General features: G+C 72.2%; 16 protein-coding genes and 7 tRNA genes. 13 read left to right on the forward strand and 10 right to left on the reverse strand.

The window, feature by feature from the left end:
* Positions 1-45 precede the first annotated feature (45 nt).
* Positions 46-864 carry a TrmH family RNA methyltransferase gene (locus ACFY3J_RS12155; protein WP_390840821.1) on the forward strand — a complete coding sequence of 273 codons (819 nt, stop codon included), beginning with the start codon at positions 46-48 and terminating at the stop codon, positions 862-864.
* A 719-nt stretch (positions 865-1,583) separates the two neighbouring features.
* On the opposite strand, the gene ACFY3J_RS12160 is transcribed toward ACFY3J_RS12155, so the two are convergent.
* Positions 1,584-2,951 carry a serine/threonine-protein kinase gene (locus ACFY3J_RS12160; protein ID WP_390840822.1) on the reverse strand — a complete coding sequence of 456 codons (1,368 nt, stop codon included), beginning with the start codon at positions 2,949-2,951 and terminating at the stop codon, positions 1,584-1,586.
* A gap of 570 nt (positions 2,952-3,521) precedes the next feature.
* Here ACFY3J_RS12160 and ACFY3J_RS12165 point away from each other — a divergent pair.
* The gene (locus tag ACFY3J_RS12165; protein WP_384175482.1) at positions 3,522-3,716 is read left to right on the forward strand and encodes a hypothetical protein; all 195 of its coding nucleotides are present in this window, start codon (positions 3,522-3,524) and stop codon (positions 3,714-3,716) included.
* A 205-nt stretch (positions 3,717-3,921) separates the two neighbouring features.
* Here ACFY3J_RS12165 and ACFY3J_RS12170 read toward each other — a convergent pair.
* From ACFY3J_RS12170 to ACFY3J_RS12190, 5 genes are all read right to left on the reverse strand, one after another.
* Positions 3,922-3,993 (reverse strand) — tRNA-Val (locus ACFY3J_RS12170).
* A gap of 37 nt (positions 3,994-4,030) precedes the next feature.
* Positions 4,031-4,102: transfer RNA gene (locus tag ACFY3J_RS12175), tRNA-Val, on the reverse strand.
* A 25-nt stretch (positions 4,103-4,127) separates the two neighbouring features.
* A tRNA-Val gene (locus ACFY3J_RS12180) sits at positions 4,128-4,199 on the reverse strand.
* A 1-nt stretch (position 4,200) separates the two neighbouring features.
* Positions 4,201-4,274, reverse strand: a tRNA-Cys gene (locus ACFY3J_RS12185).
* 38 nt (positions 4,275-4,312) lie between these two features.
* Positions 4,313-4,385 (reverse strand) — tRNA-Gly (locus ACFY3J_RS12190).
* Positions 4,386-4,563: 178 nt separating this feature from the next.
* Here ACFY3J_RS12190 and ACFY3J_RS12195 point away from each other — a divergent pair.
* The 3 genes from ACFY3J_RS12195 (at position 4,564) to ACFY3J_RS12205 (ending at position 7,630) form a co-directional block, all read left to right on the forward strand.
* Positions 4,564-5,616, forward strand: coding sequence for a chorismate-binding protein (locus ACFY3J_RS12195; RefSeq protein WP_390840823.1), 1,053 nt, complete (start codon positions 4,564-4,566; stop codon positions 5,614-5,616).
* Entirely contained in the window at positions 5,613-6,434 is an 822-nt protein-coding gene (locus ACFY3J_RS12200; protein WP_390840824.1) for an aminotransferase class IV, read from the forward strand. The genes ACFY3J_RS12195 and ACFY3J_RS12200 overlap by 4 nt, the downstream gene beginning before the upstream one ends.
* A 371-nt stretch (positions 6,435-6,805) precedes the next feature.
* Entirely contained in the window at positions 6,806-7,630 is an 825-nt protein-coding gene (locus ACFY3J_RS12205) for a GNAT family N-acetyltransferase (protein WP_384175488.1), read from the forward strand.
* Between the two features lie 52 nt (positions 7,631-7,682).
* Here ACFY3J_RS12205 and ACFY3J_RS12210 read toward each other — a convergent pair whose 3' ends face one another.
* The gene (locus ACFY3J_RS12210; protein WP_384175490.1) at positions 7,683-8,213 is read right to left on the reverse strand and encodes a DsbA family protein; all 531 of its coding nucleotides are present in this window, start codon (positions 8,211-8,213) and stop codon (positions 7,683-7,685) included.
* A 191-nt stretch (positions 8,214-8,404) separates the two neighbouring features.
* Between ACFY3J_RS12210 and ACFY3J_RS12215 the strand changes: the two genes are divergently transcribed.
* The gene (locus ACFY3J_RS12215; RefSeq protein WP_390840825.1) at positions 8,405-8,788 is read left to right on the forward strand and encodes a hypothetical protein; all 384 of its coding nucleotides are present in this window, start codon (positions 8,405-8,407) and stop codon (positions 8,786-8,788) included.
* A 138-nt stretch (positions 8,789-8,926) separates the two neighbouring features.
* Entirely contained in the window at positions 8,927-9,079 is a 153-nt protein-coding gene (locus tag ACFY3J_RS12220) for a hypothetical protein (RefSeq protein ID WP_361412767.1), read from the forward strand.
* Positions 9,080-9,178: 99 nt separating this feature from the next.
* Here ACFY3J_RS12220 and ACFY3J_RS12225 read toward each other — a convergent pair whose 3' ends face one another.
* Entirely contained in the window at positions 9,179-9,739 is a 561-nt protein-coding gene (locus ACFY3J_RS12225) for a CGNR zinc finger domain-containing protein (RefSeq protein ID WP_225076210.1), read from the reverse strand.
* A 235-nt stretch (positions 9,740-9,974) separates the two neighbouring features.
* Complete coding sequence (locus tag ACFY3J_RS12230; protein WP_004002642.1) at positions 9,975-10,388, reverse strand: SsgA family sporulation/cell division regulator; 414 nt, start codon at positions 10,386-10,388, stop codon at positions 9,975-9,977.
* A gap of 192 nt (positions 10,389-10,580) precedes the next feature.
* Here ACFY3J_RS12230 and ACFY3J_RS12235 point away from each other — a divergent pair, with 192 nt between their 5' ends.
* From ACFY3J_RS12235 to ACFY3J_RS12250, 4 genes are all read left to right on the forward strand, one after another.
* Positions 10,581-11,045: a TIGR02611 family protein gene (locus tag ACFY3J_RS12235; RefSeq protein ID WP_384175495.1), complete on the forward strand. Its 465-nt coding sequence runs from the start codon at positions 10,581-10,583 to the stop codon at positions 11,043-11,045.
* Between the two features lie 81 nt (positions 11,046-11,126).
* Positions 11,127-11,198 (forward strand) — tRNA-Val (locus ACFY3J_RS12240).
* Positions 11,199-11,527: 329 nt separating this feature from the next.
* Positions 11,528-11,974, forward strand: coding sequence for an SRPBCC family protein (locus tag ACFY3J_RS12245; RefSeq protein WP_390840826.1), 447 nt, complete (start codon positions 11,528-11,530; stop codon positions 11,972-11,974).
* A gap of 39 nt (positions 11,975-12,013) precedes the next feature.
* Positions 12,014-12,085 (forward strand) — tRNA-Val (locus tag ACFY3J_RS12250).
* Positions 12,086-12,130: 45 nt separating this feature from the next.
* Here ACFY3J_RS12250 and ACFY3J_RS12255 read toward each other — a convergent pair.
* Positions 12,131-12,859, reverse strand: a complete 729-nt coding sequence (locus ACFY3J_RS12255; RefSeq protein ID WP_384175499.1) for a 3'-5' exonuclease — start codon at positions 12,857-12,859, stop codon at positions 12,131-12,133.
* A 182-nt stretch (positions 12,860-13,041) separates the two neighbouring features.
* Between ACFY3J_RS12255 and ACFY3J_RS12260 the strand changes: the two genes are divergently transcribed.
* Together ACFY3J_RS12260 and ACFY3J_RS12265 are read left to right on the forward strand one after the other, a co-directional pair.
* Positions 13,042-13,608: a DUF4365 domain-containing protein gene (locus tag ACFY3J_RS12260; protein ID WP_390724346.1), complete on the forward strand. Its 567-nt coding sequence runs from the start codon at positions 13,042-13,044 to the stop codon at positions 13,606-13,608.
* Positions 13,605-14,840, forward strand: a complete 1,236-nt coding sequence (locus tag ACFY3J_RS12265; protein WP_384175503.1) for a hypothetical protein — start codon at positions 13,605-13,607, stop codon at positions 14,838-14,840. The genes ACFY3J_RS12260 and ACFY3J_RS12265 overlap by 4 nt, the downstream gene beginning before the upstream one ends.
* Positions 14,841-14,962: the final 122 nt, after the last annotated feature.

Raw genomic sequence — 14,962 nt, forward strand, 5'->3', positions numbered from 1 at the left:
CACCCGAGCCGCCCGCACCATCACCAGGACAAGGCAGTATCACCCGTGGCCGATCTCATCACCGTCGAGGACCCCGACGACCCGCGCCTGCGCGACTACACGGACCTGACCGACGTGGAGCTGCGCCGCAGGCGCGAACCCGCCGAGGGCCTGTTCATCGCCGAGGGCGAGAAGGTCATCCGCCGGGCCAGGGACGCCGGGTACGAGATGCGCTCGATGCTGCTGTCCGCGAAGTGGGTCGACGCGATGCGCGACGTCATCGACGAACTCACCGCACCCGTCCACGTGGTGAGCCCGGAACTCGCCGAACGGGTCACCGGCTACCACGTGCACCGCGGCGCCCTCGCCTCCATGCAGCGCAAGCCGCTGCCCACCGCGGCCGAGGTGCTGCGGACGGCCCGCCGGGTCGTGGTCATGGAATCCGTCAACGACCACACCAACATCGGCGCCATCTTCCGCTCCGCCGCCGCCCTCGGCATGGACGCGGTCCTGCTCTCCCCGGACTGCGCCGACCCGCTCTACCGCCGCAGCGTGAAGGTCTCCATGGGCGCGGTCTTCTCCGTGCCGTACGCCCGTCTCGACACCTGGCCGAGGGGCCTGGACGCGGTCCGCGAGGCCGGTTTCACGCTGCTCGCCCTCACCCCCGACGAGAAGGCCAAAACCCTGGACGAGGCCGCCCCGCACCGGATGGACCGGGTCGCGCTGATGCTCGGCGCCGAGGGCGCCGGCCTGTCCCGCCGGGCCCTGGCCGCCTCCGACGAGTGGGTCCGCATCCCCATGTCGCACGGCGTCGACTCCCTCAACGTGGGCGCCGCGGCCGCGGTCGCCTTCTACGCGGTGACGACGGGCCGTCCTCAGCCATAGACCCCGCCCAACGAGGCGCCGCCCGGCCCGACGTCCGTGGCGGCTCCCGCCGGCCTCCACGGCCTCCGCGGTCGTTTTCCACGCGGCGACGGGTCGTCCTCAGCCGTAGGCCCTGCCAGACGAGTCGGCGTCCGGCGTGACGAGGTCTGGGACCGCCGGGCGCCCGGGATCGTCCGTGGCGGCTTCCGCCGGTTCTGTGTCCGCCGTGGTCGCGGTCGTTTTCCACGCGGCGACGGGTCGTCCTCAGCCGTAGGCCCTGCCAGACGAGTCGGCGTCCGGCGTGACGAGGTCTGGGACCGCCGGGCGCCCGGGATCGTCCGTGGCGGCTTCCGCCGGTTCTACGTCCGCCGAGGTCGCGGTCGCTTTTCACGGGGCGACGGGTCGTCCTTGGCCGTAGGCCTTGCCGGACGGGTCGGCGTCCGGCCCGACCAGCTTGACGAGCCGTGGGACCGCCGGGCGCCCGGGATCGTCCGTGACGGCTCCCGCCGGCCCGAACAGTCGCAGCGGCTGCGGTCGTCTTTCACGCGGTGGCGACGGGTCGCCTTCAGCCGTACACCCCGCCCGACAAGATGTGGACTCTGCCCGACGGGCCGTAGGACCCGCCGCCCAACGTGCCCGACGAGCGTTGGACCCCGCCCGACGCCCGACGCCCGACGCCCGACGCCCCCACCGCCGACGGCCCGACGCCCGAGATCGTCCCCGGCGACTCCCGCCGGCCCCTACGGCTGCCGTGGCGACGGTGCCTCCGTCGCCTGCGCGTGCCGCTGCTCCCGGACACCGTGGCCGTCGCCGCCCAGCCCCCGCGCGGGCCCCTGGCAGCCCTGCGCCGCCGCGATGCCGAGCGCGACCAGCAGCGTCACCACCACGAACACGATCAGACGCTGCCGCAGCAGCCTCGGATTGGCGGGCCGCAGGCCGCTCGACGTGCCCCGCGGTCCCGTCCGCCCGGCGCCGTCACGCCGCACCGGACGGCTGCCGCTGCCCGAGCGCGAACCGCCCCGGGACGCCGGTGCCGGGCGCGAACCGCCCGTACGGGAGGGACCGCCGCCCCGGGACGAGCCGCCCGTGCGGGATGACGTGCCGCCCCGCGACGGAGGCACCGAGCCCTGTGGGGCGGGGGTGCCCGGCGGACGCCGCCGGCCCCGTGCCTGCTCGGGCTGACCGGTTCGCCGGCGTCCCGGATAGCTGTCGACCAGGGGACCGGTCGACCGGTCGGCCTCCGCTCCACGCGGCGCGGGGGGCCGCGCCTCGTCCAGGTCCTGCGCCTCGCGCGCGGCGATCTCCTTCAGCCGCAGCGACAACTGCAGCGTGGTGGGCCGCTCCTCGGGGTCCTTCGCCAGACACGCCCGGACCAGCGGAGCGAGCGCGTCCGGCACGCCGTGCAGCTGCGGCTCCTCGTGCACCACGCGGTACAGCATCACCTCGGAACTGCCGTGCCCGAACGGCGAGTCACCCGTCGACGCGTAGGCCAGGGTCGCCCCCAGCGAGAACACGTCGGTGGCCGGAGTGACCGCGGCGCCGCGCACCTGCTCCGGGGCGAGGAAGCCCGGAGAGCCGACCGCCGTGCCGACGTGCGTGAGCGTGGAGGCGCCGGTCGCCCACGCGATGCCGAAGTCGATGATCCGCGGCCCCTTGGGGGACAGCAGGATGTTGGAGGGCTTGAGATCCCGGTGCACCACCCCGGCCTCGTGCACGGCGACCAGTCCCTCGGACAGCGCGGCCCCGATCGCCGCCGTCTCCGCCGCGCACAGGGCACCCTCTTCGGCCACCTTGTCGTGCAGGGAGGGCCCGGGCACGTACTGCGTGGCGAACCACGGCCGGTCCGCCTCCAGGTCCGCGGCCACCAGCCGCGCCGTGCACCCGCCCCGGATCCGCCGCGCCGCCGAGACCTCGCGCGCGAACCGCGAGCGGAACTCCTGGTCCTCCGCCAGATCCGGCCGGATGACCTTCAGCGCCACGCGCTGGCCCTTCCGGTCGGAGCCCAGGTAGACCACGCCCATCCCGCCCGCGCCGAGCCGTCGGTGAAGCCTGAACGAGCCGACGACGCGCGGGTCCTCGCGCCTCAGGCGCATCATCGCCATGTTCATCCCCGCTGCCCGGTCCCTGTGACGAGCCACAGCTTACGTATCCGGGACCGCCGGCGCGCAGAGGCCGCGCCCTCTCGACCCCATCGATTGTCCGCGCGAGACAGCGGATTTGACACGCGGTCAACATGCTTGGGGATAGCCCGTTTTGGGGTGCTGCAAGATCCCAACCGCCCTCCGGGGGAAGGAGGTTGGACCTGTGCTGGGCGGCCGTGAGGGCCGGGGGTGGACGGGCCCCGCCGCCGGGGGGAGCAGGCCCCGCGCCGGGGTGCGGTCGAGGTGAGCGAAGTCACGCACAGCGGGGGCGGCTCGTCCGGCGGACCGGTGGGGGCGGCGGTGCCGCGGGCGACCCCTCCGGGAAGACCCCGAGGCCCGGAGCCATGTCTCCACCCAGGGGAGTAGTCCCCGGCTCACGGCTCATCCTCCGGGAGGCCCTCCAATCGGTACGAGGGCATGACGCCCCGGATACGCCGCGCGCCTAGATTTGAGGTCAAGCGGCGGGTGCGGCACTCGTCCCCCGAGGTCAAGTACCCGCCGCTGCCAACGACAACCAAGACGGTCAGGAGAGGGACCATGGCCCTGACGGCACCGCGGACGCTGCTCCGCACCCAGGAGCGCCTCACGCGCCCCCACCGTACGGGCCGCCGCCACCCCCTGGTGGCGACGCTGATGGCCCTTCCCCTGGCGGCCCTGCTCCTGCTCGTCTTCGACGGCTGGAACACAGTGGCCACACAGGCGTCGTCCGTGGGTGTGATGCTGGGGCGCTGAGCGGCGACCCCAGGCCCGGAAGAGCGGTCCGGGCGGGGACATCCACCCATGAAACCCCGTGGGGACGGGGGTGCGGCGGACGGCAGAATGCCGGCGCAGCTGGGGAGCTGCGCCGGCATTGTCTTGCGCCCCGGCGGTCCGGCCCCGGTCGCGTGGAACGACGAAGACCCCGGCCGCACGCGACGGCCGGGGTCTTCCTGGTGTGTGGACGATACTGGGATTGAACCAGTGACCTCTTCCGTGTCAGGGAAGCGCTCTCCCGCTGAGCTAATCGTCCTCAAGATCATGATCACGGGTAAGGATCACGATCCCTGTGCGCGATACTGGGATTGAACCAGTGACCTCTTCCGTGTCAGGGAAGCGCTCTCCCGCTGAGCTAATCGCGCGGGTAAGGATCTTCGGCAGATCCAGTGGACGATACTGGGATTGAACCAGTGACCTCTTCCGTGTCAGGGAAGCGCTCTCCCGCTGAGCTAATCGTCCTTGGAGGTGGAGACGGGATTTGAACCCGTGTAGACGGCTTTGCAGGCCGTTGCCTCGCCTCTCGGCCACTCCACCAGGAGTACAGGGGATCCGGGAGATCCCCTCTTCCTACGAGCGGACGACGAGGCTCGAACTCGCGACCTCAACCTTGGCAAGGTTGCGCTCTACCAACTGAGCTACGTCCGCCTGTCGTTTCGGTCCGCTTGCGCGGCCCGGCGACGTGTTGAACTCTAGCGGATTCCCGGGCCAGTACAAAAACGCGTTTGCGCAGCGTGCTGCGCTGCGTCCGCCCGGCGACCCGGCCGGGGGCCCGGAACGACACGCCCGGACCGCCCGGGACGGCGCCCGCCATAGACTCGACGGCGTGCTCGACCTGTCTCCTCTTGCCCGTTTCGGCGACCGTGTCGCCACCGGCCTGACCGATGTCACCAGCGATCCCGCGGCCCTGGACTCCAGCGGTTTCTGGGCCGTCGCCGCGGACTACGAGGGCCGGCTGACCTGCGCCCGCTTCCGTGACGTGCGGGAGGAACCCGTCCCCGCTCCCGTCCCGGGCCGGTGGCGCGGCCCGGCGGCCGGTGACTGGACCTCTTCCCTCGACCACGCCGCGTACACGGCCGGCGTGCGCCGCATCCGCGAGCACATCGCGACCGGCGAGGTCTACCAGGTGAACCTCTGCCGCGTGCTCGGCGCGCCGGTCGCCCCGGAGGCCGACGTGGACGCCCTGACCGCCGTACTGGCCCGCGGCAATCCGGCACCGTATGCGGGAACGATTCGCCTGCCCGAACACGGGGTGGAGATCGCCACCGCGTCCCCCGAGCTCTTCCTGCGCCGTGACGGCCGGACCGTCGAGTCCGGCCCGATCAAGGGCACCGCCCGCACGGAGGCGGAACTCCTGGACAAGGACTACGCCGAGAACGTGATGATCGTGGACCTGGTCCGCAACGACATCGGGCGTGTCTGCGCCACCGGCAGCGTCACCGTCCCCGACCTGTGCGTCGTCGAGAAGCACCCCGGACTGGTCCACCTCGTCTCCACGGTCCGCGGCGAGCTGTGCGAGGGCGCGGGCTGGCCCGAACTGCTCGACGCGGCCTTCCCGGCCGGCTCGATCACCGGAGCCCCCAAGTCGAGCGCCCTCAGGATCATCGACGCCCTGGAGACCGCGCCCCGCGGTCCCTACTGCGGCGGCATCGGCTGGGTCGACGCCGACCGCGGTACGGGCGAGCTGGCCGTCGGCATACGTACCTTCTGGATCGACCGCGCCGCCGACACGCCCGTCCTGCGTTTCGGCGCCGGTGCCGGGATCACCTGGGACTCGGACCCCGAGGGCGAGTGGCGGGAGACCGAGCTGAAGGCGGCCCGGCTGCTCGCGGTAGCGTCAGGCACGTACGAGGAAAGTGGAGAGGGACTGCAACGGTGAAGATCTGGCTCGACGGCGCGCTGCGGGACATCGAGTCCGCCCGTGTCTCCGCGTTCGACCACGGGCTGACCGTGGGCGACGGCATCTTCGAGACGGTGAAGGCGCTCGACGGCAAGCCGTTCGCGCTCACCCGCCACCTGGACCGGCTCACCCGGTCCGCCCGTGGCCTCGGCCTGCCCGACCCCGACCACGACGAGGTGCGCCGCGCCTGCGCCGCCGTGCTCGAGGCCAACCCGATGCCGCTGGGCCGGCTGCGCATCACCTACACCGGCGGTCAGGGACCCCTCGGCTCCGACCGCGGGGACCAGGGCCCGACACTGCTGATCGCCCTCGGCGAGACCACCCGCCGCCCCGACTCCACCGCCGTCGTCACGGTGCCCTGGACCCGCAACGAGCGCGGCGCGCTCACCGGCCTGAAGACCACCTCGTACGCCGAGAACGTCGTCGCGCTCGCCCGCGCCCACCAACACGGCGCCACCGAGGCCCTGTTCGGCAACACCGTCGGACGGCTCTGCGAGGGCACCGGCTCCAATGTCTTCGTCGTCCTCGACGGGGAGGTCCACACCCCGCCGCTCGCCTCCGGCTGCCTCGCCGGGATCACACGCGCCCTCGCGATCGAGTGGACGGGCGCGAAGGAGACCGACCTGCCGCTGGACGTCCTGGGCCGGGCCGAGGAGGTCTTCCTCACCTCCACCCTGCGCGACATCCAGGCCGTGCACCGCGTCGACGACCGCGAACTGCCGGACGCCCCGGGCCCGGTGACCGCCAAGGCCATGCGGATCTTCGACGAACGCTCGGCCCACCGACTGGACCCCTAGCCACAATGCCAGTGACTTAAGCGGCTACTGACGCTCCGGGCGAAGGCGTTTCCGCACGTCAGAGCCTCGAAGTGCTACATAAGTCATCGGTATTGCCCCTAGCCAGGGCCTCTCGTTTGGATCATGCCGGGCTCGCGGGCCCTGGTGCCGCTCCCCCGAGCTCTTCGAGCAGGGGGTACCCCCAGCGGCGTTGTCGTCGGTTGGCAGGGCTCCGCCCTGCCGCCCTCCTCCGTCTTGCGATCCACGGCACCAGACCCCGCTCCCTGATCCGGCCTGATCCAAACGAAAGACCCTGGACACGGCGGTCCGGACCCGCACAGGCGGCCCATAATCGGCTGCCGTGCCGTCTCGCAGCGGGTAGAACATCCCTGATGACCACGACCCTGCGGCCGACCGAGCCGCTGCAGCAGAACGCCGACGGAACCCGTTCACGCCGCTACCAGGTGTGCGTGAACAGCCGCCCGGTCGGCGGGATACACCTCGCCACGCACCCCGTCTTCGGGCCCGCCGTCGCCAGGGTCCTCGACCTGCACATCGACGAACCGGACCGCCGCCGGGGCCGCGGCACGGTGGCCGCGCTCGCCGCCGAGGAGGTGGCGCGCGGCTGGGGCTGCAAGCGGATCGAGGCCGCCGTGCCCGCCGACGCCGAGGCCGCGGTCCGGCTGGTCACGACGCTCGGCTACGTCGAACGCAACCGTGCCATGGAGAAGCGGCTGGACGCCGGCGCGCCCGAACTGCCCGCCGGCAGCCGGGGCAGGCCCATGACCCCGGCCGAGTACGGCCCGTGGCTCGAACACGGCAAGCTCGGCTACGCGCAGAGCTGGATCGACCGAGGTGTGCCCGCCGACGAGGCACGGGCCAAGTCGGAGGAGGACCACGCCCGGCTGCTGCCCCAGGGCCCCGACACTCCGGGCATGGTGCTCAGCGTCCTGGAGCACGAGGGCACCCCGGTCGGCACCCTGTGGGTGGCGGTCACCGAGGAGCGGGCCTTCGTCTACGACGTCGAGGCCGACGAGCGCTTCCGCGGCCGGGGCCACGGCCGCTCCCTGATGCTGCTGGCCGAGACCCAGGCGCTGGCCGCGGGCAGACGCGTCCTGGGCCTCAACGTCTTCGCGGGCAACACCCCGGCCGAGCGGCTGTACGAGTCCCTCGGCTACCGGCCCGTGCTGCGCGCCGTCTACAAGGAACTGCTCTGAGGAACCGCTGCGGCACTCCGTGAGAACAGCGGCGACGGACGGGCCGGGCCGGTCAGTTCCCCTGCCCGGCCTCGGCCAGCAGCCGGTCCACGATCTCCTCGACGCGCTCGCGCAGCCCCTCCTGGCTCTTGCCGCCGTCCAGGCGCTCGCCCCCGACCACGTACGTCGGCGTGCCGGTCACGCCGATCGCCTTGCCCTCGGCCTGGTCGGCGTCGACGATCAGGATGTGCCGGCCGTCGATCAGCGCGGTGTCGAACTCCTCGGCGTCCAGGCCCAGTTCACGGGCCACCTCGATCAGGACGGGCTCGCCCTCGCGGGCCAGCCGCTCGACCCGGCCCAGCACCGCCTCCACGTACGGCCACCCCTGCCCCTGCTCGGCGGCCTCCTCCGCGGCCTGCGCGGCGGCGAAGGAGTGCTGGTGCTTCTCCAGCGGGAAGTGCCGCAGCCGCAACTCCAGCCGGTCGCCGTACCGGGCGCGCAGGGCACGCAGGTCGTCGAGCGCGGTACGGCAGTCGGGGCACTGGAGCTCGCACCAGACGTCGAGGACCGGGACGGGGGTGTGCGCGGGGGAGGAGTCGCTCATGGGGACAGTCTCCCAGGCCGGCCGCGGGCGCCCCAACCGGGATCACACGTCGTACGCCCCACCGGGACCTGCGGAGGAGGCGACCCGGAGATCTCCCTGAAGTCCGCCCGGAACATGGCCTCCCCGGCGGTGGGCGGTGCAGGATGGAAGGGACGAACCACCCCGACCGGTGAGCCTGCCTGGAGGACCGGATGATCGCCGAGACCGTATGTTCCGCCGTTTCCGCGGCCGGCCTGGGCATCGCCGCCGTCACGGCCTACCGGCGGCGCTTCCTCGCCGCGGCCCGTATCGCCGCCTACTCCCTGGTCCCGGTCGGCCTGGCGATGACCGGCATCGTCGGCTGGCTGGCCGACACCGCCTTCAGCCCGACCGCCTGGGCGGGATTCGGCCTGCTCGGCGCCGCCTGGCTGCTCTTCGCGACGACCCGGGCGGTGGAGCGCCGCCGCGGCGGCACGCGCAAGGAGCGCAAGGAGACGACCCGGACGGCGGAGCGGGGAGCGGTGGCTCCGGCGGCGTCCGGGAGCGAGGACGACTTCAGCGACATCGAGGCGATCCTGAAGAAGCACGGCATATGACGGTGATCATGGGTGCGCCCGTAAGTGATCACGGTCCGCGCCGAAGCGGACCGAAGATCACGGAATCCAGCTGACTCCCGCACAATCCTGGTGTGTTGACCGCGTCAGCAGCGGCGGCTGCGCCATCATCGCCCCGAGATGGTGGACACGACACAGAGCGAGTCCGCGCCGCCTCAGGACGAGCCGCGCGGATGTCTCTTCGCCCTTTCCCAGCCGCCGCTGATGATCTTCCTTGCGGTGATCGGGTGTCTGCTGCTCATGGCTTCGTTGCACGACCTGCTGTTGCTGTGAGCCGTATCCGTGGGTCCTCGGCGTCACCCGCCGGGGACCACGACAACCATCGACACGGCAGCGGGACGGCCCGGACAGGTCCGTCACCCGGCCCCCCGCTCAGCCTGCCGCCTCCTTGCGGCGCGCCCGGTAGGCGGCCACATGCAGACGGTTGCCGCACGTACGGCTGTCGCAGTACCGCCGCGAGCGGTTGCGGGACAGATCGACGAAGGCACGCCGGCAGTCGGGAGCCTCGCAGCGCCGCAGCCGCTCCCGCTCCCCGGCCACCACGAAGAACGCGAGCGCCATCCCGCAGTCGGCGGCCAGGTGATCGGCCACGGAGGCACCGGGCGCGAAGTAGTGCACGTGCCAGTCGTACCCGTCGTGGTCCGTCAGGCGGGGCGTGGTGCCCGCGGCGGCCACCAGCTCGTTGATCATGCCCGCGGCCGTCCGGCAGTCCGGGGCCGCGAAGATCCCCGCGAACCGGCCGCGGATCCTGCGCACCGCGGAGAGATCGAACTCCGACAGCACACCCACATCGCTCATCTTGTGGTTCGCCACGAAATCCGCGAGCGCCGCGACGTCCGCCAGCCCGTCCGGTGCCCCGTCGTCCTCCGGTGCGGTGTTCACCAGATCCACCACGGTGTCCAGCGCGCACCGGGTGTCGTGGGTGATCAGCACGTTTCGCTCCCTGGCCTGGGGATCGGGCACACGCCCGCCGATGCAGGCCGATGGTAGTGGCTCCACGCGCCCCCGAGCAGCTCACGGCGCCGCCGCGGCGGCCACGCGAGCACACCGGCACCAGCCCCCGCGGGAGACCGGTGCCGGTGTGTTCGCGTATGCGGTTGTCCTGGCCCGAGCCGTCTCCCCGAGTGGACGGCGACGGGCAGCTTGAAGGGTTTCGACGAGCCGGCTCCTAACTCTCCGCGAGGATGTGCGACAGCTCCTGATCCAGATCGAAGTGCCGGTGCTCCGTGCCGGGGGGCACGGCCGCGTCCGTTCGCTTCAGGAAGGACTCCAGGGCCCGCGCAGGGGCCTCGAGCAGGGCTTCGCCCTCCGGAGAGCTCAGGGCGATGCACACGACGCCCTGGCCATGGCTGCGCGAAGGCCAGACACGGACGTCTCCGGTACCCGTGGGTCGGTGAAGCCCCTCGGCGAGGAGGTCGCGGGCGAACACCCACTCGACGGTCTCCTCGGCTCCGGTGTGGAAGGTGGCGTGCACGGCGTAGGGGTCGGCCGTGTCGTACCGCAGGCCTGCGGGGACAGGCAGAGAGGACTCGCTCGATACAACGAGGCGCAGGTGCAGCTCGCAGCTGACCGTGGTGTTCATAAGCGCCATGGCCTTTCGCTCAGTGTGCGCTCGGGGATTCGCACGTCGGCGAAATCGACATGCCACCTACGGTGCCGTTGTAAACCCCTCTGAGTGTTTTGCTTGCCTTTACGTAACTCTTCCGGCCGAGGGTGTGTTCGTACGGTACGCCCATTCCGGTGACCGGATTCTCGTCCGGTACGGTTGAATCGTATGAATACGGGGAGTGACGGACCGGAGGAGCCGGCCGAGGCGCCGGGACGAGCGAAGGCCGAGGCGGAGGCGGACGAGGCGCGGGACCGGCGGGGGCTGGGGTCGCGGGCTCCCGCGTTCGTCCGGTCACGCCGCGTGCTGCACCTGGGCTGGCAGGCGGGGATCTTCCTCGCCGGACTCCTGGTCGTGATCGCCGGCGTCGTCATGCTCGCGCTGCCCGGACCGGGCTGGCTGGTGATCTTCGGCGGTATGGCGATCTGGGCCACCGAGTTCGTCTGGGCCCAGATCGTGCTGCGCTGGACCAAGCGGAAGGTCACCGAGGCGGCGCAGCAGGCCCTCGACCCCGAGGTGCGCCGCCGCAACATCGCGCTTACCCTGATCGGCCTGGTGATCGTCGCCGCGCTGGTCGGGGTGTACGTCTGGAGGTTCGGCCTGGTGCCGCCCTGGGACGTCGGCGGCCGCTGAGCGCGGCGGGTGGCGGCCGGGTGCTCGCCGGGCAGTGGTCCCGGGCATCCTCTGACATGCGGTAATGTTCTCTCTGTGCCCGGGCGATTAGCTCAGTGGGAGAGCGCTTCGTTCACACCGAAGAGGTCACTGGTTCGAACCCAGTATCGCCCACCCGGAACCGGCGGCCCGTCTGCGATCACGCGGACGGGCCGCCGGCGTATGCGTGGGGTGCCAGAGAGCGCGGTGACGATCCGTTACTTCTGAGCGGAGCGCCGGCGCATGCGCCGAGAAGTCGACCACCCCCGTCCCGTTCTTCCCGAAGAAGTATTTGAGGATCAAGGAGAAGGCCGACTTCCGGGACTATGTCCTATTCCGGGAGAAGTTCCGGACGTCGCCTCCGGAGGAAATCACCGGACGTTTTTCCAAAACGCCGTCACTTTTCTTCAGGGGTACGGAAGGAGAGGTCCCGATCCGGCGGGCGTCCGGGCCAGACTCGTGCCATGGACTGGACCCACTACCGCTTCCGCACCCGGTGGACCCTGCCCGCACCGCCCGACGCCGTCTACCGGGCGCTGGAGCGGGTCGAGGACTGCCCGCGCTGGTGGCGGCAGGTGCGCGAGGTGACCCGGACCGACCCGGCGACCGGCGTCATCCGGATCCGCTCCCTCCTGCCCTACGACCTGACCTTCACCGCGCGCGAGGTACGCCGCGACCCGGCCGCCGGAGTCCTGGAGGTCGCGCTCACCGGGGACGTCGACGGCTGGGCACGCTGGACGCTCACCGCGCACGGCACCGGCACCCTCGCCCGCTACGACCAGATCGTCCACGTGAACAAACCGCTGCTCAGGCGGTTCGCCGTGCCCGGCCGGCCCCTCTTTCGCGCGAACCACCGGCTGATGATGCGAGCCGGACGACGCGGACTGGCCGCCCGCCTGGAAGCGGTTTGAACGAACGCCCCGCAGGCCTGTATGGTTCAGTGCGTTCCCGGGCGATTAGCTCAGTGGGAGAGCGCTTCGTTCACACCGAAGAGGTCACTGGTTCGAACCCAGTATCGCCCACCGGGTAAGGCCGGTCCGCACAGGCGGACCGGCCTTTTCACATGCCTACGCGGCCGCCGCCGGCAGGTCCGGACGCAGCGGCCACGACGGGTCCACCGTCTCCTCCGTCCCGCTGCGCGCGAACCACGCCTGAAGACCGCGGGCCTGCGCCGCGTGCCATCCCGTCTGCAGCGTGTGCAGTTCCGCCGGGGTCAGCCGCTCCAGGCGGGCCGCGAAGTGGCGGCCGAGCGCGCGGACCACCTCGAGCGCGGCCAGGGCGTCCGCCGCCGCGTCGTGCGCGTCCTGCAAGGCCACGCCGTAGTGCGCGCACAGGTCGGTGAGGGTGCGCCTGCCCTTGCGGTAGCGGTCGAGATGCTTGTCCAGCACCCGCGGATCCAGCACCCGCAGCGGCGACGCCTCGAACCAGCGCTCCAGCGACGAGGCCCGATGTCGGCGCAACTCCCGGTCCAGCAGCGTCAGATCGAACGGCGCGTTCATCACCACCAGCGGCCGCCCCAGGGCGGCCTGCTCCGCCAGCTCCTCGGCCAACTCGTACATCACCGGCGCCGGCCAGCGCCCGCTGCGCTGGAGATGCTCGTCGGTCAGCCCGTGCACCGCCGTCGCCGCCTCCGGAACCGGCACGCCCGGGTTCACCAGCCAGCGGTGAACCCGCGGCCGGAAGCCCGGGGCGTCCTGGACGACCACGGCGGCCGACACGATGCGGTCGGTCTCGACGTCGACGCCCGTCGTCTCCGTGTCGAACGCGGCCAGAGGCCCCTCGTACCAGCACGTCATACGCCCACAACTCCTCGATCCACCAGGGCAGCTGACGCGGCCTCTCCTGCGTTCGCCTTCTGCCCGTTTGGTGATACCCGGGCTGTTTGCGCCGTACGCCGGAAGGACACAACAGGAGTGCGGGTCTTTGCAGTTCACGGGTTCGCAGCGGGGATACACCAATTCGTGGAAGGCTGTTGGTCATGGTGATGGCGCAGCCCGAGCGGGGCGGGCTGCTGCCCGAGCGCGCGAGCGCCCCACGGGGCACCCTCGCCACCACCGCCTGCATGGAGACACTTCAGGTGGGCTATCTGCACGCGGTCGCCGCGGCGGCCGGCTGCTCGCTGTCGCAGCCCTTCCCCGACAACGGCATCGACTGGCACGTCAGCCACAGCGCCCCCGGACACACCGTCGACGACGAGGTGACCATCAAGGTGCAGCTGAAGTGCACCTACCAGGTACCGCCCAACCCCCCGGGCCGGTTCTTCTCCTTCACGCTCGACAACGCCCACCTGGCGAAACTCGCCCGCACCCCGGTCTCGGTGCACAAGATCCTCGTCGTGATGATCGTGCCCCGGTCGCAGGACCAGTGGCTGCGCGCCGGCCACGACCGGCTCGACCTCAGACACTGCTGCTACTGGGTCAACCTCGCCGGCCACCCCCTCACCGGCCGGCACCGCACCACCGTGCGGATCCCGACCTCGCGCATCTTCGACGACCGGGCCCTGTGCGAGATCATGACGCGGGTCGGGACGGGAGGCAGACCATGACGCACCGCCCCCTCGACGAGCCGCTGCGACCGGTACGACCGCACCCCGTCGACGCCCACCGCGACCGTCTTCCCGCGCCCTCCGACGTCGACCCCGCCGTCCTCGGGACCCTGCTGCGCCGGCACGGCTGGCAGCGGCGCGGCGGCGCCGCCGGTCGCTACGGCCGCTGGACCCCGCCCGGCCCCGGCGGCGCCGGCACCAGCCTGCTCGTGCCCGAGAGCCGCGCCTTCCCCGACAGCGACGACCTGCTCGGCGAGGCACTGGACGCCCTCGCCCGCAGCGGCACGCCCTCCGCGCGCGAGGTGCTGGTCGCGCTCAGCCTGCCCAGCGACGAGATCCGCTGGTGGCGGGACGTGCCGGAGGGGCCGGCCGACGCCGCCGGCTGGACCGTCGAGGAACGGCTGCGCGGCGCCGCCCGGCAGATGCTGCTCGCCGCCGCGCTCGCCACACGCGCGCGTGCCGGCTACCACGGCGCCCGCCACCGGCGCTCGGCCGCCGCGAGCCTGGACCACGTCCTCGTCGGCTCAGCCGCCGACGGCCGCGGCCTGACCGCCTTCGTCCCCGTCGACCCCGGACGCCCCCTCGCCGTATGCCTCCACCAGGCCCTGTACGCCGTTCGCGAGGCCGTCGACTACCGCCGGGCCACCGGCGCCATGGACGCCTTCGACGGCGCCGTCCACGCGGGCGCCAGCCGTGAACTCACCGAGGCCGTCGCCGCCCTCGTCCGCGGCACCGAGGGCGCGCGCGTCGCCGTCGAGTGGGCGCCCGCCGCGGGCGTACCCGAGGCCTGCGCGGCCGCCGCCGAGGCCGTCGAGTTCTCGCCGGGCGACCTGCCCGTGCTGCGCGAGGCGGGCGCCCGCTATCTGCGCGCCGAACCGTCGGTGCCCGCGCGGATCACCGGCACCGTGGTGCGGATGCGCAGAGCGCAGCCGCGCGGCGAGGGCACCGTACGGCTGCGGGTGCTCGCGGGCGCCGAAGTGCCGTACGTGCGCGCGACCCTGGACGAGGAGGACTACCGCATCGCCGGGCACGCCCACCTCGTCGGACTGCCCGTGCGGGTGCTCGGACGGCTGGAGAGCCGCGGCGGCTTCCGCCGGCTCACGGGCGCCTCCGGCGTCGTACCCGTGCAGGTGGACGACGAGGAGCGGGACCGGCTGATGAAGTCGCTGCAGGAGAATGCCAAGGACACGGACTGCTTCGAGGAGGCGTGCGGCGGGGACGCCCGCGACTGACGTGGACGACCGCTACCGACCGTGGACCCTGCGTAATCGTTTCGCGGTCACGGGCCCGGGGTCGGTACGATCCCAGTCATGCGCGCGCTCCAGGTATGGCGCCGCACCCCACCTGCAGTCAG

The sequence above is a fragment of the Streptomyces sp. NPDC001231 genome, assembly GCF_042896885.1.
Classification (GTDB): Bacteria; Actinomycetota; Actinomycetes; order Streptomycetales; family Streptomycetaceae; genus Streptomyces.